General features: G+C 55.2%; 14 protein-coding genes. 8 read left to right on the top strand and 6 right to left on the bottom strand.

Translation table 11 applies throughout. From position 1 onward, the window contains the following. Window positions 1–319 precede the first annotated feature (319 nt). Window positions 320–811, bottom strand: a complete 492-nt coding sequence (locus PGW97_RS02515) for a putative 4-hydroxy-4-methyl-2-oxoglutarate aldolase (RefSeq protein WP_047886615.1) — start codon at window positions 809–811, stop codon at window positions 320–322. An 87-nt stretch (window positions 812–898) separates the two neighbouring features. Beyond that, the gene (locus PGW97_RS02510) at window positions 899–1,300 is read right to left on the bottom strand and encodes a DUF3293 domain-containing protein (protein WP_273858536.1); all 402 of its coding nucleotides are present in this window, start codon (window positions 1,298–1,300) and stop codon (window positions 899–901) included. Between the two features lie 391 nt (window positions 1,301–1,691). Between PGW97_RS02510 and arcA the strand changes: the two genes are divergently transcribed. Further along, window positions 1,692–2,411, top strand: a complete 720-nt coding sequence (gene arcA, locus PGW97_RS02505) for a two-component system response regulator ArcA (protein WP_047886446.1) — start codon at window positions 1,692–1,694, stop codon at window positions 2,409–2,411. A gap of 263 nt (window positions 2,412–2,674) precedes the next feature. On the opposite strand, the gene PGW97_RS02500 is transcribed toward arcA, so the two are convergent. The 4 genes from PGW97_RS02500 to PGW97_RS02485 all read right to left on the bottom strand — a co-directional run bounded on the left by PGW97_RS02500 (window position 2,675) and on the right by PGW97_RS02485 (window position 8,751). Beyond that, window positions 2,675–3,217 (bottom strand): hypothetical protein, encoded by a 543-nt coding sequence (locus PGW97_RS02500; protein WP_273858534.1) that lies wholly within the window; start codon window positions 3,215–3,217, stop codon window positions 2,675–2,677. 4 nt (window positions 3,218–3,221) lie between these two features. Continuing rightward, entirely contained in the window at window positions 3,222–5,579 is a 2,358-nt protein-coding gene (arcB, locus tag PGW97_RS02495; protein WP_047886444.1) for an aerobic respiration two-component sensor histidine kinase ArcB, read from the bottom strand. A 241-nt stretch (window positions 5,580–5,820) separates the two neighbouring features. Further along, window positions 5,821–7,746, bottom strand: coding sequence for a diguanylate cyclase domain-containing protein (locus tag PGW97_RS02490; protein WP_273858531.1), 1,926 nt, complete (start codon window positions 7,744–7,746; stop codon window positions 5,821–5,823). Between the two features lie 63 nt (window positions 7,747–7,809). Continuing rightward, window positions 7,810–8,751 carry a TIGR01212 family radical SAM protein gene (locus tag PGW97_RS02485; RefSeq protein ID WP_273858529.1) on the bottom strand — a complete coding sequence of 314 codons (942 nt, stop codon included), beginning with the start codon at window positions 8,749–8,751 and terminating at the stop codon, window positions 7,810–7,812. Between the two features lie 598 nt (window positions 8,752–9,349). On the opposite strand from PGW97_RS02485, the gene gltB (PGW97_RS02480) reads away from it, so the two are divergent. From gltB (PGW97_RS02480) to btuF, 7 genes are all read left to right on the top strand, one after another. After that, window positions 9,350–13,927, top strand: a complete 4,578-nt coding sequence (gltB, locus tag PGW97_RS02480) for a glutamate synthase large subunit (protein WP_273858527.1) — start codon at window positions 9,350–9,352, stop codon at window positions 13,925–13,927. Beyond that, window positions 13,920–15,389 (top strand): glutamate synthase subunit beta, encoded by a 1,470-nt coding sequence (locus tag PGW97_RS02475; protein WP_273858526.1) that lies wholly within the window; start codon window positions 13,920–13,922, stop codon window positions 15,387–15,389. The genes gltB (PGW97_RS02480) and PGW97_RS02475 overlap by 8 nt, the downstream gene beginning before the upstream one ends. A gap of 373 nt (window positions 15,390–15,762) precedes the next feature. After that, on the top strand, window positions 15,763–20,226 hold the full coding sequence (gene gltB / locus PGW97_RS02470) for a glutamate synthase large subunit (RefSeq protein ID WP_273858525.1): 4,464 nt from the start codon (window positions 15,763–15,765) through the stop codon (window positions 20,224–20,226). 12 nt (window positions 20,227–20,238) lie between these two features. Then, entirely contained in the window at window positions 20,239–21,651 is a 1,413-nt protein-coding gene (locus PGW97_RS02465) for an FAD-dependent oxidoreductase (RefSeq protein ID WP_273858523.1), read from the top strand. A 117-nt stretch (window positions 21,652–21,768) separates the two neighbouring features. Then, window positions 21,769–22,467 carry a 5'-methylthioadenosine/S-adenosylhomocysteine nucleosidase gene (gene mtnN / locus PGW97_RS02460; protein ID WP_273858521.1) on the top strand — a complete coding sequence of 233 codons (699 nt, stop codon included), beginning with the start codon at window positions 21,769–21,771 and terminating at the stop codon, window positions 22,465–22,467. Beyond that, window positions 22,467–23,423: a cobalamin biosynthesis family protein gene (locus tag PGW97_RS02455; RefSeq protein ID WP_273858520.1), complete on the top strand. Its 957-nt coding sequence runs from the start codon at window positions 22,467–22,469 to the stop codon at window positions 23,421–23,423. Before mtnN ends, PGW97_RS02455 begins: the two co-directional genes overlap by 1 nt. Next, window positions 23,424–24,245 carry a vitamin B12 ABC transporter substrate-binding protein BtuF gene (gene btuF, locus PGW97_RS02450; RefSeq protein WP_273858519.1) on the top strand — a complete coding sequence of 274 codons (822 nt, stop codon included), beginning with the start codon at window positions 23,424–23,426 and terminating at the stop codon, window positions 24,243–24,245. Window positions 24,246–24,341 lie beyond the last annotated feature (96 nt).

Genomic DNA, 24,341 nt, shown 5'->3' with positions numbered 1-24,341 from the left:
TCTAACTCATGCCTATAGCTCATACCGTAGTCAGGTTAAGCAGAACGGTATCCTGCCCCCGTGACGCCAATGCCACCTTGGTACGAATGACATCAGCGCACAAAAAGCAGGCTCCGTTGATCACTGAGCCTGTTTTTTATGCCTGACGCCTGTCTTGTGTTTCACGTTTGTGATTCATGAAAATGGCTAGTCTTTACCGCCGCAACCGCCAGCCTTCGTTTCTCGTCAGGTAACTGCCAACCTCGTTCACCTATCCCAGAGCCGTTTCCATGAGCCAGCAGATTGCTTCATGCGGACAACCGTGTTGGCCCCCGCGGCGTTACAGTTTAGATAAGTCCAGCGGCTCTTTGCTGAACACGATGCCGTTGCGATCGGCGTAAAGCATATCACCGGGGTAAACCAGCGTATGGGCAACCGTCAGGGTCACATTCTCTTCACCTGTCTGACGTTTGACGGTTTTGATCGGGCACGTTCCCAGGGCTTTTACCCCAAGTGCCATGGTTCGCAGCGCACCGGCGTCACGCACAGCGCCATTGACGACAATTCCCTCCCAACCGTGTTTCTGTGCCAACAAGGCAAGCTGGTCTCCCAGCAAGGCCCGGTTACATGAACCATGACCATCAATAAACAGCACTTTACCGACACCTGAACGAGATACAATGTCACGCACCAGGCTGTTGTCTTCAAAGCAGCGCAACGTCACCACTTCACCGTAAAAAATATCGCGTCCGCCAAAATCCTGCATCGTCAATGGCAGCCAGCGAACCTCTCCCTCAAAGTTGTCACATAAGTCCGGGGTCAAATCCTGCATTTTTGGCTCCTGGGCTGTTGTCATTTTCTTCCCTCCTTCTGACTGAAAGCACTGCCTGTGCTTCTTTTGATGAATGTGCTTCTTTGGTTAAGTGTAGAGAAAGCTCGGCCAATCTCCCAATCTTTGTATCTCCTGGCCCTCAATTAAAACCGGCACTAAAAACAATTCGTTATCTTCAACCCAATATATGGCATTCTGCTCCCATTGCCGAGCCAGCTGGCGCACTTTGGTCAAGCTCAGTGGCACCACAAATCCCGGCTCCTGCCATTGCCCGTCCAACCCACTGCAGGTGATCGGCAACAGCTCCGGCACCAGAGTGCTGAGTTCCGCCACCATTTGGGCATTGCGGTCAAGGTTTTCTCTTTTACTAAGAACAATGCTTCTCGGATTAAATGCTGTTAGAATTGCAAAACAAGGGTAAACAGGGTGTTGCTTGAGATTAAAGATGATTGACTGGTAGCTACACCACAGTGAGAGTTTTTCACACATAATCTGACAGCCCCTGGGCACGATGCATTTTTTTGTAGCGAATGTTAAACAAAGTAGCGAGTCGTAAAACACTTCATACGGTTTGATATAAATCAAGAAAGTGCCCGAAAGCAGCGCTGAAACAAAAACCAATTATTGTTAGCGAGCTGTTAAGTGAATACAATCGTCGCCATCCCACGGAAATAGAAGCCAATGCCCTCTATTTTGGGCTTTTTTCAGCGCGAAATGAAATATCATACTAAACGCTGGATTAAAGGATGGCGTACCAACAGGCAAACCATGGGTCTTACACGTCTTTTCCCCTCGACTTTGCCTGTATGTGAATTTTTTTTATAGAATTTAACTATTCTGTTTTTGACCAGATTCCGTTTTTAGATATTAGGTACTGCCAATGCAAACCCCTCACATTCTAATTGTAGAAGACGAGCACGTTACACGTAACACCCTGAAAAGCATCTTTGAGGCAGAGGGTTATACGGTCTTTGAAGCCAACGATGGCGAAGAAATGCATCAGATGTTGTCTGAACACCCAGTTCACCTGGTGATCATGGACATCAACTTGCCGGGTAAAAACGGCCTGTTGCTGGCCCGTGAACTGCGTGAGCAAGGCGACATGGCACTGATGTTCCTGACCGGACGTGATAACGAAGTCGACAAGATCCTGGGACTGGAAATTGGTGCGGATGATTACATCACGAAACCATTCAACCCACGCGAACTGACGATCCGTGCCCGTAACCTGCTGACCCGTGCGATGAACCAGGGTCTGCCGACTGAAGACAAGCGTCTGGTTGAGCGTTATGAGTTCAACGGCTGGTCTCTGGAAATCAACAGCCGCTCTCTGGTTAGCCCAAATGGCGATCAGTTCAAGCTGCCACGCTCTGAGTTCCGTGCTCTGCTGCATTTCTGTGAGAACCCGGGCAAAATCCAGACTCGTGCCGAACTGCTGAAGAAAATGACTGGCCGCGAGCTGAAGCCACACGACCGTACGGTTGACGTGACTATCCGTCGTATCCGTAAGCACTTCGAATCTGTGGCTGATACACCGGAAATCATCGCGACCATTCACGGTGAAGGCTACCGTTTCTGTGGCGATCTGGACGAAGAGTAATCTTCGCACTGATACCCCGCCACAGGCTCAGCGCTGTGCACACTGCGTGTATCTGATGCTGTGGTTTAGGTAGTGCGATGGTTTGTGTGGTGCCAGTTTAACTGTTCGCTGCGGGCGGGCGAGAGTAGTTTTGTCTGAACGAAACGATATCAGAGTGCGACTTAAACGACACGCCACATAAACGGCAAACGACCTAAAAAAAGGCTCCTTACGGAGCCTTTTTTGTTTGTTGTATTGCTCGGTTCTGGCAGGTTGTCACACGCTTAGTGGGCCTGCTCCAGCAGCACGCCGGTTTCGACCAACACATGCTCCTGCCCTTTATACAGTAAAGTCACCGCAATATTGGCCTTACCGCCCGGCAGCCATTCAGGGCCGCCATTAATGGCAATTTCCAGTCCCTGCTTTTCCAGCACCCGAACATCGAGCTTATTCTGGCTAAGCCACTGCTCATCATCCTGCGCCATCATAACCTGCATGATCTCCACGCCTTTCGGCAGCGGCTTATCATCGGCGGTGACAACTTTGATGGAAGCAAACAGCTTGTTGGCCGGGACGCTGCCGTCCTCACCAATCACCGGCATGGTATTCAGCCACAGTGCACTGTGGAGCGTGACCTTGGTCCCCTCCAGATCCAGCTCCGTTGGGGATTGCCAGATATCCACTTCAGCCGGCAATTTCACCGGCTCTTCTACCGCTACCGGCTGCTCGGCTTCCGGCGCCTTGGCTTTATCGGCCTGATCCGGTTCACCGCACCCGGCCAACGCAGCCAGCATTGCCAGAAGGATCCCATGCTGCCTTAATTTCATCACACTACTCCTGCTGGGCTAACCAGTCTTTCAACACCTGAAGATCATTCTGGTAGCCGTCTTTGATTTCATCGACCCAGTCATTGATGTTTTCCCACCAAGCCGGCAGTTCCGGCGACTGGGCTTTCTGTGCGACCTGCTGGATATGTTTGAGACCAATCGAGCCTGCCGCTCCTTTTATTTTATGCGCTTCAAACTTAATGCCATCTTGATCTTTGGCCATCATGTTGGAATCCAGTATGGCAATGTACTCCGGCATCTTCGCTTCAAACATCGCGATACTGTCATAAACCGGTTTCGTCCCGACAATCTCGACATACGAACTGAGCATTTCCAGATCCAGCAGCTTGCTGACCATGTCATCACTCAGTTGAGGGGTTGGTTCAGGCATTTCATCTATCTCCTCTTCCTCATCCAGCGGGCAGGTCAGCACCAGGCTCTGAATCACATCCGTGATGGCTTTGACGCTCAGCGGCTTGCTGATGGCATCATCCATGCCCTTATTCAGGTATTCGCTTTTATCTTTAATCACATTGGCCGTCAGGGCGACGATTGCTGGCAGGTGGTCATACTGCTCCCGCAGACGGGCCGCGATGTCAAAACCGGTCATGTCCGGTAACTGAATATCCAGCAGTACTAGGTCATACAACTCCGGATCGAACATTTCCAATGCTTCTTCGCCGCGCATCGCGATCGTGACTTCATGGCCGAGGCTCTCCAGCAGCGCTTTTGCCACCGTAATATTGAGCTCAATGTCCTCCACCATGAAGATGTTCAGGCTGGCCTGCGGCACACGCGGCATGGCTTCTTCCTCATCGTCCTCCAGCGCGGCGATTGGGGCGGTAATGGTCACGGTGAAGGTGCTGCCTTCGCCCACTTCCGACGACACGGTAATATCGCCGCCCATCATCTGCACCAGCTGACGGGATACCGCCAGTCCGATACCGGTGCCGACTGCATGCAGATTGTCGTTTTCGTCTTTCACCTGGTAATACATGGCGAAGATCTTCTCAAGTTCGCGACTCGGGATCCCAATCCCGCTGTCTTCAACCTCGAAGGTGATTTGCGCCTGATCGTCTTCCACCTCGCAGCTGACCGACATCACTACCCCGCCGTCTTTGGTGAACTTGGTGGCATTACTGATCAGGTTCCACAACACCTGACGCAGCCGGGTACCGTCAACTTCAATCCCGTGTGGCAAATCAGTCAGGCGCTCAAGGTCAAACCTCAGCCCTTTCTGCTCGGCCATCAGCGCCGAGATAGTGCCCATTTCCGACACAAACGCTTCAAAGTCGAGTGGTTTAGGCAGCAGTTCCAGACGACGGCGGTCCGATTTATCCATATCGATTATGTCGTTAAAAATATTGCCGAGGGTAATGGCACTGACGTAAATCGTTCGCATGTAACCACGCTGCTCTTCGTTCAGCGACGAGTTCATCAGCATCCGGCTCAGACCGACAATGCCGTTCAGCGGGGTACGCAGTTCATGGCTGATGGTCGAAATAAAGGCGGTTTTGTCACGGCTGGCTTTCTCCTGAGCATCCTGATACTGCTTGCGCTCGGTGATATCCCGGCCAAAGCCCATCAGCCCCAGGCGCCGTCCCTCACGGCTGTAGAACGGTACTTTTCGCAGCTCGAACACCGCTTTGCGGCCATCCGGGTATTCAAGCCATTGCTCGTAAGTCAGGGAAACATTCTGCTGGAAGACCTGCTGGTCGGTTTCCACAATCTTGCGCGCGATGTCTTCGCTGTAGACATCCCACGGCGTCAGACCGACCAGCTGTTTCTCGGTGCGGTTGGTCAGTTCTTCCATCGCCCGGTTGCAGCCGGAGAACTCCCCTTTTTCGTTACGGTAGTAAATCAGATCCGGCGAAGCATCGAGAAACGACTTCAGCAGCGCGCTTTGCTCCGCCAGTTCCAGCTGAGCATTTTCCCGCTGGTACACTTCGTTCTCCAGATCCCGCATGGCTTCTTCACGGGCTTCTTCTGCTTTTTTCCGCTCTTCGATTTCCTGATTGAGCTGGGAAATATTTGCCTGCAGCTGCTTGTTGAGCTGCATATCGCGCGAGCGCATCTCTTCCAGCTTGGTCACCAGTTTTGACAGCCGCTGGCGCGACTCTTCCAGCTGATCCACCACAACAGAAAGGAAATACACCGCCCACGGTGTGATCAACAGACCAAACGTCACCGAACGCACGATATCAATATTGAGTACTTCGCCCTGCATCACCAGTGTGACACCAATCTGGACGACCACCGCCAGTGCCACCAGCGCCAAGGCCAGCAACATGCTAAAGCGGATAATCCCGAGCTTCACCAGCAGATCTACATAGAACTGCGCCAGAACCCTGATTTGTTTCATTCTTTAATCCCAGTCATTACTGCTGAGTTTATGATACTGGGCGAGTTGCCAGATCCCAAACGGTCATGACGGAATACCCGGTTTAGGCTCACAGTTTGGCACGAGAGCTCCCTTCCCCGAGTGGCTCGGGGTGGGTAAAGATGGAGAGAATTTCGCCGGTAGGTCTTTCAGAATGGATTGACAGACGAGAATGCCCCTCGTCCGCCGGTTGTTACCAAGGCCTACCAGACGCGGGAGCTAATCAACGGTGGTTCGTGTCCGCCCCGGCGAGGTCAGCCACCGCGGTCAGCGACATGGTGCAGTTACGTCCGGCAGCTTTGGCTTTGTACAACGCAATATCCGCCATTTCAACCAGTTCGCCATAATCCTGATTCGGCTGTGGCGTCAGAGTGGCAACCCCGAGGCTGACCGTCAGCTTGGTATCCACTTCAGAATACAGGTGGGTCAGGCCGACATCTGCCAGCGCCTGATGAATTTCAGCCGCCACCACTTCGCCGCCGGGCAGATCCGTATTGGGTAACAAGAAAGCAAATTCTTCACCGCCGTAGCGGGCAACTTCATCGGTTTCCCGTTTGATGACGCTGCTGAAAATTTTCGCCACCTCACGCAGGGCGAAATCCCCCTGCTGGTGACCGTAATTATCATTAAACGCCTTGAAGTAGTCGATGTCACACAAGATCAGGGTCAGCGGCTGCTGCTCCCGCATGTGGCTGAACCAGAGTTTACGCATCTGCTCGTCAAAACTGCGGCGATTGGCCACTTTGGTCAGGCTGTCGACAAAGCTCATCTCCTGCAGCTCCATGATGGCATCGGCCAGTTGTTGCTCTGCCATCTTGCGCTCCGTCACATCCCGGGCCATCACCAACACGCCGTTGGTGCCATCGGTCGGATCCAAATACGGCGATTTAAGCACTTCGTACCAGATCGGCGTACCGTCTTCGAGCACCACATAATCGTCCGTTTTGATGCTGCGCCCTTCGTTGATCACCTTCTGATCCGTCTGACAGAACGACTCATATTGCTCACCCGTCAGCACATCCCGGGCACTTTTCCCCAGAAGCCCTGTCTGTGTATGGCCAAGCGCACGGGCAAAAGGCTCGTTGCAGATAACATACACCCCTTGCTCGTTATACATGCCGATCGGATCACGGCTGGCGCTGAGGATGGTATCGAGCAGGCTGTTGCGCTGTGCCAGCTCCTGCTCCGTGATTTCCCGCTTTTCGATTTCGCTTTTCAGCACTTCCTGCATTTCATGCCAGTCCGTCACATCGTGACTGATACTCAGGGTACCGAACACGCCGCCATTGTCATCCACCAGTTGCGTGCGGTTAGACTCCAGCAGGCGGCTGGTACCGTCCGGTGCCGTGGTCCAGGTGTGGCTGGCACTGTTGCCGATTCGCCCGACCTCTTTAATGCTTTCCATACCTTCGTCATACCGGCCGCGCCAGAAGCGATCGAACGCCTTATTGGTGCCAATCACTTCGCCCGCATTGTTCTGGAAATACACCAGTTCTGACAGGGAGTTCAGCACCTGCTGGAACAGTTTGGGCTCCTCCTCCAGCTTGATCTGGTTCCTCTGTGCGGCCTTGTCCGGCACGATCGACAGCAGCCAGCAGTCTTGCCATCGGCAGCGAATAGCCTGTCCGGAAATAGAGAGAGCAATCGGCTTACCATCGACACCCGGCAGCTCATCACGGACATGAACGAACTCCGACAGACTGGCCAGCGGGCGCAAAAAGTCACACAGCATGGTCGCACTCAGCGCATCAGGATAGAGATATCGGTCATTGATTTTGCGCACCCCCAGCAGCTCACGGCAGGCGCGGTTGGCATAAACCAGCTGACCGTCTTTACTGCGCACAATCGCGACAGCCATTGGCATGGCCGTCAGCAGACGGTGCAGCCGGCGAAAAGAGACAGAGCTCAGGTAACTGATCAGCAGGGTCAGAAAGCCGCAGCTGACCACCAGTACCAGAAGCAGCAAGGTATATTGCAGGGCAGAGCTTTCAAACGACTCCGGCTGCGCCGCCATGGCCGGTCCGGTTAGTCCCCAGCCGACAACACTGATAAGACGGGCTCGGATCGCAGCAGACAGCCCGTGATGAAAAAGGAATGAGAGTAACGCGGCGCATCGAAAATTCGTCATGACAACGGAGTAAAAGCTCATAGTGACTCGTAATCTAACACAGAACCCGCACAGATCTTAACCTTCCGTTTGCTACTGATTGCACTATTTGAGAGGCTGAGCCCGTACAACGTCGAAGGGGGCTCCCAATGCCGCACCTTGTCCGCCGTTCACATTCAGATCACGGCCGATTTCGGTCATCGCCAGCCAGCGGTTTTCACACCATTCCGGCGCCAGCAGGGTCGGTTTGCGGGCACTGGCCGACACCCGGTGATACACCACCTCCGGCGGGGTACGCCGGATCATCTCCGCCGCAATCGCGCTGTAACTTTCCAGCGACAGGGCTGCCAAACGGCCGGCTTTCCAGGCCTGCCCCATTTTGCTGCCTTCAACAATATGGAGCGGGTGAAGCTTAATACCGTCCACGCCTGTCGCCACCACCTGATCGATCGTTGCCAGATTATCCTCACGGGAGTCCCCCGGCAGGCCGACAATCAGGTGAGCACACACTTTCAGTCCCAGCTCACGGGCACGGCGGGCTATCGTCTGATAACAGGCAAAGTCGTGACCGCGGTTAATGCGCTTCAGGGTTTTATCATTGGCGGTCTGTAGCCCCAGCTCCAGCCAGATTTCATAGCCCTGCCGCTGATACCCGGCCAGCAGGGCCAGCACGTCATCCGGCACGCAGTCCGGGCGGGTTCCTACACACAGTCCGACAATATCGGTGGTACGCAAGGCTTCTTCATACATCTGTTCCAGGCGATGTACTTCCGCGTAAGTACTGGTGTATGCCTGAAAATAAGCCAGATAGCGCCGGGCCCGGTTCACTTCTCCGGCGCGCGTCGCCAGCTGGACGCTGATGGGCTGATACTGGGCCTGCTCATCGGCAAAAGAGGCCACATTGCAAAACGTGCACCCTCCGCGCCCGATCGTACCGTCCCGGTTGGGACAGCTGAATCCACCGTGCAGGGTCAGTTTATGGACTTTTTCACCGTAGCGGCGCTGTAAATCCTGGCCAAATGTATTCACCAGCTCATGCAGTTGCATTCTGTTTTTCCTCGGCTTGCAGGGAGTAACAAAGAGCCGCACAGCGTACCAGTCTCAGCACATTCCAAACTTGTGCCAAAGCAAGAAAGATACTTTTTAATTCATTTCGCCAAGATGAAAATAACCTACATTTAAGAATGTAAAGAACATTCCACTTCCTTATTGGCTTTTTACTTACTTGACCAACACCCTCCCAAAATATGCAAAATGAGAACCATTATCGAATATTTAGCCAAATAAAATTAAAAAACTATTCAAAGAGCACCTCGTTCAGGCTTTTCAGGGGCCAATTTTTGTTGGTAATTAATAAATCAAAAATGTAGGATAGTTACAGCTGTGTGCAATTAATGAACAATAAAAGCAACTGAACCTCACGTTTTGTAACGGTTTATGTTGCCTACCCTCAGAGCTGTAGTGCTTTTGCATACCAGAGCAAAGAACAACAGCATTTCGTTTGCTTTGACAGACAACATCCCACAGCAACGCCATCGGCACAGCCGGACAGGAGTCCACCATAGGCTGACGCCGATCGGAACAATAATCATAGGGATAACTCAAGTGCCCGGAAGGTACTTGTTGCAACTGGAAGGAAGTATCTATGACAGAGCAAGAGCTGAATGCTCAGGGCCTGTATGTGCCTGAACTCGAGCACGATGCCTGTGGTATCGGCTTTGTAGCCCACCTCAAGAACCGAAAATCCCACGACATTGTCACCCAGGCCCTGGATATGCTTGCCCGTATGGAGCACCGTGGTGGTCAGGGTTGTGACCCATGCAGTGGTGATGGTGCCGGTATTTTGCTGCAGAAACCCCACGAATTCCTCCTGGAGGAAGCCGTAAAACAGGGGATTCGTCTGCCGTCGTTTGATCAGTACGGCGTGGGGGTCGTTCTGTTCCCGAAAGATGAATACAAACGTCAGCAGTGCCGCGACATTCTGGAGCGCAATGCCAAACGCCTGGATCTGGAAGTGCTGGGCTACCGGGTGTTGCCGGTCGATAACTCGATGATCGGGGAAGACCCGCTCAGCACCGAACCCCAGTTTGAGCATGTGTTCATCAGCGGTGGCCCGAGCCTGGAGCCAGCGGCGCTGGAACGTAAACTGTATGTGCTGCGCAATTACACCATCCGTGTGTGCCTGGAAAGCATCTCGAATATCGGTGACGATTTCTACATTAACTCTCTGTCATACAAGACGCTGGTTTACAAAGGCCAGCTGACCACAGAACAAGTGCCGCAATATTTCCTGGACCTGCAAAACCCGTCGATGGTCACGGCGCTGGCGCTGGTTCACTCTCGCTTTTCAACCAACACCTTCCCGAAATGGCGCTTGGCTCAGCCTTTCCGTTACATAGCCCACAACGGTGAAATCAACACCGTGCGCGGTAACCTGAACTGGATGAAAGCCCGCGAAGCCATTCTGGAATCCGACCTGTTTACCCAGCAGGAAATCGACATGCTGCTGCCAATCTGTCAGGAAGGCAGCTCCGATTCTGCCAACTTCGACATGGCACTGGAACTGCTGGTACTTTCCGGTCGCAGCCTGCCGCACGCACTGATGATGCTGATCCCGGAAGCCTGGCAGGAAAACAAAACCATGGATCCGAAGCGTCGTGCGTTCTACCAGTACCACGCCAACCTGATGGAACCGTGGGATGGCCCGGCTTCGGTCTGCTTTACCGACGGCGTTCAGGTCGGGGCCACGCTGGACCGAAACGGTCTGCGCCCGTCTCGCTATACCGTGACCAAAGACGACTTCCTGATCATGGCCTCAGAATCGGGCGTGGTGGAAATCGCGCCGGAAAATATCCAGTTCAGGGGCCGCCTCCAGCCGGGCCGGATCTTTGTTGCCGATCTGGAACAAGGCCGCATCATTTCCGATGAGGAAGTGAAAGATACCATCGCATCGGCTCAACCTTACGAGCAATGGGTGCAAGACAACCTGCTGAGCCTGAAAGCGCTGCCGGATGCCGGGAACGTGCATCACCAGCCCTCACCGGAACGCCTGCTGCATCACCAGCAAGCCTTCGGCATCAGCTCGGAAGAAGTGAACGACATTATCGTGCCTCTAGCCCAGACAGGCTACGAGCCTCTGACCGCCATGGGGGCCGACTGGCCGCTGGCTGTGCTGTCACACCAATCCCAGCATTTATCGAATTACTTCAAGCAGCTGTTTGCTCAGGTGACCAACCCGCCGATTGACCCAATCCGCGAACGGATGGTGATGTCGCTCAACACCTATCTGGGTAAAGATCAGAACCTGCTGACCGAAACCCCGCTGCACTGTCAGAAAGTGGAACTGGAATCCCCGGTTCTGAGCAACGCCGAGCTGGAAAAACTGCGTGCCATTGACAATGAGCACTTGCAGGCGAAAACGCTGGATATCGTGTTCCGCGCCAGTGGAGAACCGGGCAAACTGGAACGAGCTCTGAAGCGGATCTGCCAATACTCGGAAGATGCGGTGATCGACGGTTACTCCATCATTATCCTGACGGACCGCGCCGTGAACTCCAACCATGCGGCAATTCCGGCCATGCTGGCTGTGGGAGCGGTTCACCATCACCTGATCCGCAAAGGTCTGCGCGCCAAGTGTGACATCGTAGTGGAAACCGGTGACGCCCGTGAAACCCACCATTTTGCCACCCTGCTTGGCTATGGGGCCAATGCCGTCAACCCGTATCTGGTGACGGAAACCATTGTGGATCTGCAACGTACCCGCAAGCTGGATCCGGCAACATCCGCGGAAGCGCTGTTTGAAAACTACCGCAAAGGGATCAACGGCGGCCTGCTCAAGATCTTCTCAAAGATGGGGATTTCGACCCTGCAATCCTACCACGGCGCTCAGATTTTTGAAGCGCTGGGGATCAGCAAAACGGTGATCGACAAATACTTCACCGGCACCGTCTCTCGTATTCAGGGGCTGACTATCGACGACATCGCCAGAGAAGTGCTGATCCGTCACCGTGTCGGCTACCCGACCCGCGAAGTGCCTATCCAGATGCTGGATGTAGGCGGGGTCTACCAGTGGAAACAGCGTGGTGAGAAACACCTGTTCAATCCGGAAACCATTTCGCTGCTGCAACAGTCGACCCGTAACAAAGACTATGCTCAGTTCAAACAATACGCCAAAACCGTCGATGATCAGGGAGACCATGCGGCGACCCTGCGCAGTCAGCTGGAATTTGTGAAAAACCCGGCGGGTGCCGTACCGCTCGATGACGTTGAACCGGTTGAGCACATCCTCAAGCGTTTTGCTACCGGGGCGATGAGTTTCGGCTCGATTTCCTATGAAGCGCACTCGACGCTGGCCGTCGCGATGAACCGTATCGGCGCCAAATCCAACTCCGGTGAAGGCGGTGAAGATCCGGCGCGTTTCGAGAAAAAAGACAATGGTGACTGGGAACGCTCAGCCATCAAGCAGGTTGCCTCCGGTCGTTTCGGGGTCACGTCATACTACCTGACCAACGCCGATGAGCTGCAAATCAAGATGGCACAGGGCGCCAAGCCAGGAGAAGGCGGTCAGTTACCGGGAGATAAAGTCGATGACTGGATCGGGGCAACCCGTCACTCCACGCCGGGCGTCGGCCTGATCTCACCACCGCCGCACCACGATATCTACTCGATTGAGGATCTGGCGCAGCTGATCTATGACCTGAAAAATGCCAACCGCACCTCACGGGTTAACGTCAAGCTGGTATCCGAAGCCGGGGTCGGCACCATCGCCTCCGGCGTTGCCAAAGCCAAAGCCGATGTGGTCCTGATTGCCGGTTTTGACGGCGGAACAGGGGCATCACCGATGTCGTCAATTCGTCACACCGGCTTGCCGTGGGAATTGGGACTGGCTGAAACCCACCAGACGCTGCTGAAAAACGGCCTGCGTAACCGAATCGTTGTCCAGTCAGACGGCCAGATGAAAACGCCGCGCGACCTGGCGGTTGCCACTTTGCTGGGTGCCGAAGAATGGGGGATCGCCACCGCCGCGCTGGTCGTGGAAGGCTGTATCATGATGCGTAAGTGTCACAAGAACACCTGTCCGGTGGGTATCGCAACCCAGAATAAATCCCTGCGCGAGCGCTTTGATGGCCGCGTTGAAGACGTAGTGACCTTCTTCCATTACATGGCACAGGGCCTGCGTGAAATCATGGCTGAACTGGGCTTCCGTACGATAGACGAAATGGTTGGTCAGGCGCAGAAACTGAAAGTTCGTGACAATATCGGCCACTGGAAATACCAGAACCTCGATCTCAGCCCGGTGCTGTTCATCGAGCAGCCACGTGACGAAGACGGCATCTACAACCAGCGTGAGCAGAACCACGGCCTGGAAGACGTGCTTGATCGTAAGCTGATCGAGGTTGCCGCCCCTGCCCTGTATGAAGGCAAACCGGTTGAGGCGGAATTTGACATCATCAATACCGACCGCAGCACCGGCACCATGTTGTCGAACGAGATCTCCAAGATCTACAAAGACAAAGGCCTGCCGCAGCCAATGAACATCAAGTTCAACGGCTCTGCCGGACAGAGCTTCGGCGCCTTCCTGGCCAAAGGGGTCAAGTTCGCCGTAGAAGGCGATGCCAATGACTACTGGGGCAAAGGCTTATCCGGCGGTACGCTGGTGCTGTACCCGGATGCCCGCGCCGACATCGTGCCGGAAGACAACATCGTGGTCGGTAACGTCTGCTTCTATGGCGCGACATCCGGTGAATCCTTTATCCGCGGCAAGGCCGGTGAGCGCTTCTGTGTGCGCAACTCCGGTGCCCATGTGGTTGTAGAAGGTGTCGGCGACCACGGTTGTGAATACATGACCGGCGGGGTGGCGATCATCCTGGGTCAGACCGGCCGCAACTTTGCCGCTGGGATGAGCGGCGGGGTGGCCTATGTCTGGGATCAGTTTGACGACTTCGCGACCAAACTCAACCCTGAGCTGGTTGACTTGGATCCTCTGGACAGTGACGACCAGGCCCTGTTGCGAGACATGCTGACCAAACATGTGGAATACACCGGCAGTACCGTCGCACAGACCTTCTTGGCACATTTTGAAGCCAATCTGGGCAAAATGGTTAAGGTAATGCCGCGCGACTACAAAGCGGCACTCGAGAAGCGCAAAGCGGAAGTAGAACAAGCGACAGTTGCAGAGGCAGACGTCGCAGACAAGGACGTGTTGGAGGCCATCGATGGGTAAGCCTACTGGATTTCTGGAATTTGGCCGCGAGCTGCCAAAGAAAGTTGACCCGAGCGTACGAATTCAGGACAACAAGGAATTTGTCCTGAACCAAGAGTTCGGAGAGAAAATCAACACGCAGGCTGCGCGTTGTATGGACTGTGGGGTGCCGTTTTGCCATAACGGTTGTCCTATCGGCAACATCATTCCGGAGTTTAATGACGCGGTTTACCGCGACAGCTGGGAAGAGGCCTGGAATATCCTGAGCTCAACCAACAACTTCCCGGAATTTACCGGTCGTGTCTGTCCGGCACCTTGTGAAAGCAGTTGTGTGTTGGGGATCAATCAGGATCCGATCACCATCTGTAATATCGAGAAAACCATTGTCGAGACGGCGTACCGTGAAGGGTACGCCAAACCGAGAACGCCTCGCAGCCGTACCGGCAAAAACGTGGCGATCATTGGTTCCGGACCATCCGGCCTCGCCGCCGCCGAGCAGCTAAACAGCGCCGGTCACAGCGTGACCGTGTTTGAGCGCGACGAAAAAGTGGGTGGCCTGCTCCGCTTTGGCATTCCGGATTTCAAGCTCGGCATGGACATCATTGATCGCAAAATCAACCTGATGGCCGACGCCGGGATCAAATTTGAAGTCAACGCGCATGTGGGGGTGAACATCAATGCCCAACAGCTGCGTCAAGACTTTGATGTGGTGCTGCTGACCGGTGGTTCCACCGTTCCGCGTAACCTGCCCATCCCGGGCCGAGAGCTGAAAGGCGTTCACTTTGCCATGGAATTTCTGGCACAGAACAACCGCCGCGCCAACAACATGGATCTGAAAACGGAAGAAATCCATGCCAAAGGCAAACACGTGGTGGTCATCGGTGGCGGTGACACCGGCTCCGACTGTGTCGGCACCTCTAACCGCCACGGTGCGGCCAGCATTACTCAGGTGGAGATCATGCCGATGCCGCCGGAAAAACGCCCAGTGAATCAGCCATGGCCGTCTTACCCGATGATCCTGCGGACCTCGACGTCTCACGAAGAGGGCTGTGAACGTCACTGGAACATCCTGACCAAAGAGTTTATCGGCGACGAAGCAGGCAATGTCAAAGCCCTGCGTATTGCCGATATTCAGTGGCAGGATGCCAAGCCAGGCGAGCGTCCGGGGTTTGAGGAAATCCCAGGGTCAGAGCGCATTATCCCTTGTGATATGGCCTTCCTGGCGATGGGCTTCTTGCATCCGGAACCACACGGGGTGCTGGCACAGCTGGATATCGCCCTGGATGAACGCGGCAACGTGGCCACCCAAGGCTTCGCCACCAACCAGAAAGGCATTTTTGCCGCCGGTGACATGCGAACCGGCCAATCGCTGGTCGTCCGCTGTATCAATGAAGGACGTGAATGCGCCCGTGAAATTGATGCTTACCTGATGGGCAACAGCAATCTGGAAGCGAAAGCCGACTCCCTGATGCTTTCTGCCTAAGGGCAGAATCGCTGCCAAAATCAGTATTTGTAGCATATAAAACAAACCGGCCTAACCAGGCCGGTTTTTTATGCTTTTCGTTTTCCTGAACGTCATATTTATTCACTTTCAATTTGTTAACTCCGTCGCATTCTTTGCCTCCCGCGCACCAAATACTAACGGTTTGTTAAACCCGCGAACAATGTTTGACCTTTCTGTAATTAGCCGTTAACGTGAAAGGTCGCTGGAAGCACATGAATACCTTTAGCCGTACCTGAACAACAATAAAAACGTGGAAAGGAAACAGTGCTTAGGTAAGTTTTGGACGGTCAGGATGACTGTCAAAAAAATGCAGTAACACTGCTTATTCAGGCAGATGCTAGGGAGAGTTGCAATGACACTGTATGACCCAACGCTGGATAAGGACAACTGTGGCTTCGGGCTAATCGCCCATATAGAAGGACAAACCAGCCACAAGCTTGTACGTACCGCGATTTCCGCTCTTGACCGAATGACCCACCGTGGTGGTATTGCCGCCGACGGGAAAACGGGTGACGGTTGCGGACTTTTAATGAAGAAGCCCGATAGTTTTTACCGAATTATCGCCGAAGAAAAAGGCTGGAAACTCTCACGCGAATTTGCGCTGGGGATGGTTTTCCTCAGTCAGGATCCGGTATTGGCCGAACAGGCCCGTACCATCATCAATGAAGAGCTGGCCAAAGAAACCCTGTCGCTGGTGGGCTGGCGTGAAGTGCCTATCAACCCGAAAGTTCTGGGCCCGATTGCGACAGAAAATCTGCCGAACATCGAGCAGGTCTTTGTCAATGCCCCGGCCGGCTGGAAGCCGCGCGATATCGATCGCCGCCTATACGTTGCCCGTCGCCGGATCGAAAAACGCATCAGCAGCGACCCGGATTTCTACATCTGCAGCCTGTCGACGCAAGTCACGGTCTACAAAGGCCTGTGCATGCCGGCGGACCTGCCGCGCTTTTATAAAGACTTAGGCGACATCCGTCTGGAGTCTTCTATCTGTCTGTTCCACCAACGCTTTTCAACCAATACCCAGCCCCGCTGGCCACTGGCACAGCCGTTCCGCTATCTGGCGCATAACGGTGAAATCAACACCATTGCCGGTAACCGCCAGTGGGCACGCGCCCGGGCATATAAATTCGCCTCGCCGCTGCTGCCGGATCTGCAAAATGCCGCGCCGTTCGTTAATGAGACCGGTTCGGACTCCTCCAGCCTCGATAACATGCTGGAGCTGTTCCTGTCCGGCGGGATGGATCTGTTCCGCGCCATGCGAATGCTGGTCCCGCCAGCATGGCAAAACCACCCGGACATGGATCCTGAGCTGCGCGCTTTCTATGATTTCAACTCCATGCACATGGAACCGTGGGACGGCCCGGCCGGGATCGTGATGTCCGACGGTCGCTACGCAGCCTGTAACCTCGACCGCAACGGCCTGCGCCCGGCGCGCTATGTGATCACCAAAGACAAACTGATCACCCTGGCGTCGGAAGTCGGGATCTGGGATTACGCTCCGGACGAAGTCGCTGAAAAAGGCCGCGTTGGCCCGGGCGAGTTGCTGGTAATCGATACCAAGTTCGGCAAGATCTGGCATTCTGATGACATCGATAATGATCTGATGGAACGCCATCCCTATAAAGAGTGGATGGACAGCCACGTTAAGCGTCTGGTGCCGTTTGAAGATCTCGGCGACGATCAGGTTGGCAGCCGTTCGCTGAGCGACAACGAGTTGTCGTCCTACCAGAAGCTGTTCGGCATCAGCCGGGAAGAGCTGGATCAGGTCATCCGAGTGATGGGCGAGATAGGTCAGGAGGCAACTGGCTCCATGGGCGATGACGCCCCGATGGCCGTGCTCTCGTCCAAAGAGCGCGCGGTTACTGATTATTTCCGCCAGATGTTTGCCCAGGTCACTAACCCGCCAATCGATCCGCTGCGGGAAAAACACGTGATGTCGCTGGCCACCTGTATCGGCCGCGAGATGAACGTCTTCTGCGAAACCGACGGTCACGCATATCGGGTAGCCTTTGCCTCACCGGTCCTACTGTACTCAGATTTGGTGCAGTTGCTGGAGCTGGACGATCAGCATTATCGCAACAGCATCATCGACATCAATTTCGATCCTAGCGAGAAAGATCTGAAGCAAGCGATTCTGGATGTCTGTGATCAGGCTGAGCGGCTGGTGCGTAACGGTACCGTTCTGCTGGTGCTGTCTGACCGTGGCGTAACGCCAGAGAAACTGCCGATTCCGGCAGCGATGGCGGTCGGCGCGGTCCAAAACCGACTGGTGGCGCAAAACCTGCGCTGTGATGCCAACATCATTGTGGAAACAGCTGCAGCACGCGATCCGCACCAATTTGCGGTACTGCTCGGCTTCGGGGCCACCGCGATCTACCCTTACCTAGCCTATGAATCACTGGGTAAGCTGGCTGACAGCGGCGCTCTGACCCACCCTTACCGCGAAGTGATGCTGAACTTCCGGAACAGTATCAACAAGGGTCTGTACAAGATCATGTCGAAGATGGGGATCTCAACCATCGCCTCTTACCGCTGCTCCATGCTGTTTGAAGCCGTGGGTCTCGACAGTGAAGTGGTTGATCTGTGCTTCAAAGGCGTCTCCAGCCGTATTCAGGGCGCAGGTTTTAGCGATTTTCAGCAGGATCTGTTTAACCTGTCCCGTCGGGCTTGGCTGAAACGCAAGCCTATCGAGCACGGCGGCCTGCTCAAATACGTCCACGGCGGTGAGTTTCACGCCTATAACCCGGATGTGGTCGGCACCCTGCAAAAAGCCGTGCGCAGTGGCGACTACCAGGACTACCTCGCGTTTGCCCGCGAGGTCAACGAGCGTCCGGTGGCCGCCATCCGTGACCTGTTCAAACTCAAAACCAGTGGCGACCCGATTGCCCTGGAGCAAGTGGAAGCGGCTACTGAGCTGTTCAAACGCTTTGACTCCGCGGCAATGTCTATCGGTGCTTTGAGTCCGGAAGCGCACGAAGCGCTGGCCATTGCGATGAACCGCCTCGGCGGTTACTCAAACTCCGGTGAAGGCGGTGAAGATCCGCGTCGCTTCAACACCGAGCGAAACTCGCGTATCAAACAGGTGGCCTCCGGTCGCTTCGGGGTCACACCGCACTATCTGGTGAACGCCGACGTCCTGCAAATCAAGGTCGCCCAAGGGGCAAAACCGGGTGAAGGTGGCCAGTTGCCGGGGCATAAAGTCACGACAGAAATCGCCAAGCTGCGCTTTGCGGTACCGGGCGTCACTCTGATCTCACCACCGCCGCACCACGATATTTACTCGATTGAGGATCTGGCGCAGCTGATTTTCGACCTCAAGCAGGTCAATCCGGATGCACTGGTGTCCGTCAAACTGGTTTCTGAACCGGGCGTCGGCACGATCGCGACCGGGGTTGCCAAAGCCTACGCCGATCTGATCACCATTTCCGGCTACGACGGCGGTACTGGTGCCAGCCCGCTCACCTCTGTGAAATATGCCGGTAGCCCGTGGGAATTAGGACTGGCCGAGACCCAGCAAGCACTGGTGGCCAACGGACTGCGTCACAAAATCCGCCTGCAGGTGGACGGCGGTCTGAAAACCGGTCTGGATGTGGTGAAAGCCGCCATTCTCGGGGCCGAAAGCTTTGGTTTTGGTACGGCGCCCATGGTAGCTCTAGGCTGTAAATACCTGCGTATCTGTCACCTCAACAACTGTGCTACCGGGGTCGCGACCCAGGATGAAACCCTGCGCCGTGATTTCTTTAAAGGGCTGCCGGATCAGGTCATGAACTACTTCATCGGCCTCGGCCAGGAAGTGCGTGACCTGCTGGCCACTCTAGGCGTCGAGAAACTGACTGACCTGATTGGCCGCACTGACTTGCTGGAAGTTGTGGAAGGTTACACGGCCAAACAGAGCAAATTGGATCTGTCGCCTATCTTGGCAACCGCAGAACCGCAGCCGGGCAAAACGCTGTACTGCAGCGAGCCTAATACACCGTTTGACCCGGCAACCCTGAACGCCGCGCTACTGGAGCAAGCACTACCGGCCATCGAAAGCCGCAGCGGAGCCGATATTTTCCAGAATATCCGTAACACGGATCGCTCAGTCGGTGCCCGCCTGTCGGGTGAAATAGCCAAACGCTGGGGCAACCAGGGCATGGCAGCCTCACCGATCAACCTGCACCTGACCGGCACCGCCGGGCAGTCGTTCGGGGTCTGGAACGCCGGCGGCCTGAATCTGTACCTGACCGGTGATGCCAACGACTACGTCGGTAAGGGCATGGCGGGCGGCCAGATTGTGATCCGCCCACCGGTAGGCTCGGCATTCAAGTCCAGCGATGCCACGATTGTCGGTAATACCTGCCTGTACGGCGCCACCGGCGGTAAATTGTATGCAGCCGGTAAGGCCGGGGAGCGTTTCGGGGTACGTAACTCCGGCGCCATTGCGGTGATTGAAGGAGCCGGGGATAACGCCTGTGAGTACATGACCGGCGGTATCGTGGCAATTCTGGGCAAAACCGGGGTGAACTTCGGGGCCGGGATGACCGGTGGCTTCGCGTATATTCTGGATGAAGACGGCGATTTTGCCGGCCGGGTAAACCCGGAACTGGTTGAAGCCCTGCCGCTGGCAGAGCTGAAAATCCACCAGGAGCACCTGCGCGGCCTGATTGACCAGCATCTGGAACACACCGGCTCCAGCCGGGCTCAGGAGATATTGGCTGAATTTGACCAGTGGATTCCGAAGTTCTATCTGGCGAAGCCAAAATCTGCCGATGTAAATACCCTGCTTGGTCACCAAAGCCTGTCGGCGGCCGAGCTGCGCGTTCAAGCACAATAGGGAGGGAGTCCGATGAGCCAGAACGTATACCAGTTTATTGATGTGGCGCGTATCGACCCACCCAAGAAACCACTGAAAGTGCGCAAGATTGAGTTTGTCGAAATTTACGAGCCGTTTACCCAGCAGCAGGCCAGCGCACAGGCTGACCGCTGTCTGGATTGTGGCAATCCGTACTGCGAATGGAAGTGCCCGGTGCACAACTACATTCCGCAGTGGCTGAAACTGGCCAATGAGGGACGGATTATTGAAGCGGTGGAACTGTCCCACCAGACCAACACCCTGCCGGAAGTTTGTGGCCGGGTCTGCCCGCAGGATCGCCTGTGTGAAGGGTCCTGTACCCTGAATGACGATTTCGGCGCGGTCACTATCGGTAACGTGGAAAAATACATTACCGATAAAGCGTTTGAAATGGGCTGGAAACCGGACATGTCGCAGGTGGAATGGACCGACAAAAAAGTCGCGATTATCGGGGCCGGCCCTGCCGGTTTGTCATGTGCCGACATTCTGGTCCGCAACGGGGTCAAACCGGTGGTGTTTGACCGCTACCCGGAAATCGGAGGCCTGCTGACCTTCGGCATCCCGTCGTTCAAGCTGGAAAAAGAGGTCATGATCAATCGCCGCAAGGTCTTTAGCGAAATGGGGGTGGAGTTCCGCCTCAATACCGAAGTCGGCAACGATGTCTCTCTGGCTGAGCTGGTCAATGACTACGACGCGGTTTTCCTTGGGGTCGGCACGTACAAAAACATGCGTGCCGGACTGGACAACGAAGACGCGCCGGGAGTGTACGATGCCCTGCCGTTTTTGATCTCCAACACCTACCGGGTGATGGGGCTGGAAAGCGGCCCGGATTACATCGACATGAAAGGCAAAAACGTGGTGGTACTGGGCGGTGGTGATACCGCGATGGACTGCGTGCGCACCTCTGTCCGTCAGGGTGCCAAGAACGTGATCTGTGCATACCGCCGTGATGAAGCCAACATGCCGGGGTCAAAGCGGGAAGTCAAAAATGCCCGAGAGGAAGGCGTAAAATTCCAGTTTAACCTGCAGCCGATTGGTCTGGAACTGAACGATAAAGGCCATATCTCTGGGGTGAAGATGGTGAAAACGGCGCTGGGTGAACCAGACGAAGCCGGTCGCCGCCGCCCACAGCCTGTCGAAGGCAGCGAGCACGTTCTGCCGGCGGATGCCGTGGTCATGGCGTTTGGCTTTCAGCCTCATGCGATGCCTTGGCTGAGCGAGTTTGACGTGGCGCTTGATGACTGGGGACGCATTAAAGCGCCAGCTCAGGCCGAGTTTGCCTACCAGACCACCAACCCGAAAATCTTTGCCGGTGGCGATGCGGTACGGGGCTCAGATCTGGTGGTGACCGCCATCGATGAAGGCCGCAAAGCCGCAGACGGTATCCTCAGCTATCTGGAACTCTGAATCTGGGCGTAACAAGGGCGGCAATTTGGCAATTGCCGCCACGCTCATGTTACAATCACACCATTCTAATCAGGCTCCCATTCGGGAGCCTTTGTTCACCAGCAAGAGATCCTATTGATGAAAATCGGCATTATTGGCGCGATGGAGCAAGAGGTTGCGATCCTGAAATTGCAACTGGCAAACTGTGAAACTCACCAGAAAGCAGGCTGTACCTTCTACACCGGGACGCTGAACGGCGCCGATGTGGTTCTGCTTCAGTCTGGCATTGGTAAAGTGGCAGCCGCTGTTGGCACAGCCGTTCTGCTGGAAGTGTTCCAGCCAGATGTCGTACTGAACACAGGTTCAGCCGGTGGTTTCGACAGCTCACTGAATGTAGGTGATGTAGTTATCTCAACGGAAGTACGCTACCACGATGCTGACGTAACGGCGTTTGGCTACGAAATTGGCCAGATGGCACAGCAACCAGCCGCTTTCCAGTCCGACGAAAAACTGATGGCCGTGGCGGAAAAAGCCCTGGCAACAATGGGTGATATCCACGCCGTACGCGGTCTGATTTGTACAGGTGATGCTTTTGTTTGCTCAGCCGACAAACAGGCTTTCATCCGTGAACACTTCCCGTCAGTCGTTGCCGTCGAAATGGAAGCCGCAGCTATTGCTCAGGCTTGCCATCAGTTCAACGTTCCGTTTGTCGTTGTCCGTGCGATTTCAGATGTCGCGGATAAAGAATCGCCAATGAGCTTTGAAGAATTCCTGCCACTGGCCGCGAAAAGTTCTTCGGCCATGGTCAGCAAAATGGCTGAGATTCTGAGCCAATAATGAACGAAGCCATTGCCCTGCTGACCGCATCCCCTTACCTGCTGGCACTGTGGGGTGCCCTGGCATTGCAATGGCTGCTCCCCCTGCCCGCCGCCCTTCATCCGCTGCAAATATGGCAGCAACTAGCCCGTGCCATAGCTGACAGAGTCAACCACCCTGATGACGCCCCCCGCCAGCAACAACTGGCTGGTGCGCTGGCCTGGAGCGTAATGTGGCTGACCGTGCTGGTGCTGCTGATTTGCCTCTACCAGCTGGTATGGATAGAAACGGCCTTTCACCTGCTGCTGCTCTGGATTGCGCTAGACTGGCGCAACACCCGCCAATTCAGTCAGGCTTTTATCCGGCATTACAGCCGGGAAGACAAGCAAGGCTGCCGCTTTCTACTCTCCACCCGTATCAACCGCCACACCGACTCATTGTCGTTGCTGGGGCTGGGTAAAGCCGGAGCGGAAACCCAACTGCTGGCATACGGCCGTCTGGTCGCAGGCGTGCTGTTCTGGTTTGGCATTGCAGGCGGCATCGGCGCCATTCTCTACCGGCTGGCGGTGTCACTGGCGCGGGTGTGGTCGCCAAGCCGACAGCAATATCGCCTGTTTGGCTTGCCGGCAGTAAGAATTCTGGCGCTGCTGGATATCGTCCCGCTTCGCCTGTTTGCCGTCCTGATCAGCCTCGGCCAAAACGTGCGCGTCGCCTGGCGCGGGCTCGCCAGTCAGGGAGAAGCTTGGCTGCTACCCGGTCCGGGCTGGTTGCTGGTGGCAACCGGACACAAACTGTCGCTCTCTCTCGGTGGCCCGGCCATTTACGATACAATCAAGCGGGAGCGTCCGCGCCTGGGCGGTCCCATCGCCCCCGCCGCGCTGCACCTTGCCCAGATTGATCGACTGGTTAACCAACGCCTGATTGGCTGGGTGATCCTGCAAAGCCTGTTACTACTTCTGACTCAAGGAATGTTCTGAGTGCGTTTACTTGCTTTCTGTTTTCTGCTGCTCAGCGCAGCAACCGCGACCGCCGCTGTGGAGCGGGTGATCAGTCTGTCCCCCCACACCACCGAACTGGCCTATGCTGCAGGGCTGGGCGATAAACTGGTTGCCGCAAGCGACTACAGTGACTACCCGGAAGCAGCCAAAGCCCTAGAGCGGGTCGCCAACTACCGCGGCATTAAACTGGAACGTATCGTGGCTCTGCAACCGGATTTGATTCTGGCATGGCAGGGCGGCAATCCGAGCCGGGAGATGGAGCGACTGGAGCAGCTTGGCTTCACCGTTTTTTATTCCAATCCGAAGACACTGACTGACATTGCTACTAGCCTAGAGGCCCTCGGCAAATATGCCGATTCCCCGCAGCTGGCGAACGCGGCCGCTACCGATTTCCGCCAGCAGTTAAACGCACTGCAGCAAAGCCACCAGACCCAACGCCCGGTGAAATACTTTTATCAGCTCAGCGATGCCCCGATGATCACCCTGTCCGGCGAAAGCTGGCCAAGTCAGGTTTTTGCCCTGTGCGGGGGCCAAAATGTGTTCGCAGACAGTCCGGCAGCCTACCCGCAGGTCTCCGAAGAGCAAGTCATTATTCGCCAGCCGGAAGTGATTTTTGGCACCAACCATGCGGGCAGCCAACTGTCGCGCTGGAACAAGTGGCAGCAACAATTACCGGCCGTTGCCCGCGGTAATCTGTTCTTTCTGACCTCCGACTGGCTGAACCGCCCGACCCCCCGTACGCTTAAAGCGGCCCAGGAGGTATGCCATTACTTGGATAAGGTTCGCCAGCAGCCACACTGAGCCTTGTTAAAGTTATGTGACAACACTCACAAAGCCAATGTATCCGGTTGTGCGGCGAACGATTCCTCGTACAATCACGCGGTTTTTTAACTGACT

Origin of the sequence: Photobacterium sp. GSS17, assembly GCF_028621875.1 — a bacterium.
Classification (GTDB): Bacteria; Pseudomonadota; Gammaproteobacteria; order Enterobacterales; family Vibrionaceae; genus Photobacterium; species Photobacterium ganghwense.
This window is presented reverse-complemented; position numbering and strand designations above follow the sequence as displayed.

Coding starts and splice junctions, on each gene's coding strand:
- PGW97_RS02515 (WP_047886615.1), bottom strand. CDS start 811: ATGCAGGATTTGACCCCGGACTTATGTGACAACTTTGAGGGAGAGGTT.
- PGW97_RS02510 (WP_273858536.1), bottom strand. CDS start 1,300: ATGTGTGAAAAACTCTCACTGTGGTGTAGCTACCAGTCAATCATCTTT.
- arcA (WP_047886446.1), top strand. CDS start 1,692: ATGCAAACCCCTCACATTCTAATTGTAGAAGACGAGCACGTTACACGT.
- PGW97_RS02500 (WP_273858534.1), bottom strand. CDS start 3,217: ATGAAATTAAGGCAGCATGGGATCCTTCTGGCAATGCTGGCTGCGTTG.
- arcB (WP_047886444.1), bottom strand. CDS start 5,579: ATGAAACAAATCAGGGTTCTGGCGCAGTTCTATGTAGATCTGCTGGTG.
- PGW97_RS02490 (WP_273858531.1), bottom strand. CDS start 7,746: ATGAGCTTTTACTCCGTTGTCATGACGAATTTTCGATGCGCCGCGTTA.
- PGW97_RS02485 (WP_273858529.1), bottom strand. CDS start 8,751: ATGCAACTGCATGAGCTGGTGAATACATTTGGCCAGGATTTACAGCGC.
- gltB (WP_273858527.1), top strand. CDS start 9,350: ATGACAGAGCAAGAGCTGAATGCTCAGGGCCTGTATGTGCCTGAACTC.
- PGW97_RS02475 (WP_273858526.1), top strand. CDS start 13,920: ATGGGTAAGCCTACTGGATTTCTGGAATTTGGCCGCGAGCTGCCAAAG.
- gltB (WP_273858525.1), top strand. CDS start 15,763: ATGACACTGTATGACCCAACGCTGGATAAGGACAACTGTGGCTTCGGG.
- PGW97_RS02465 (WP_273858523.1), top strand. CDS start 20,239: ATGAGCCAGAACGTATACCAGTTTATTGATGTGGCGCGTATCGACCCA.
- mtnN (WP_273858521.1), top strand. CDS start 21,769: ATGAAAATCGGCATTATTGGCGCGATGGAGCAAGAGGTTGCGATCCTG.
- PGW97_RS02455 (WP_273858520.1), top strand. CDS start 22,467: ATGAACGAAGCCATTGCCCTGCTGACCGCATCCCCTTACCTGCTGGCA.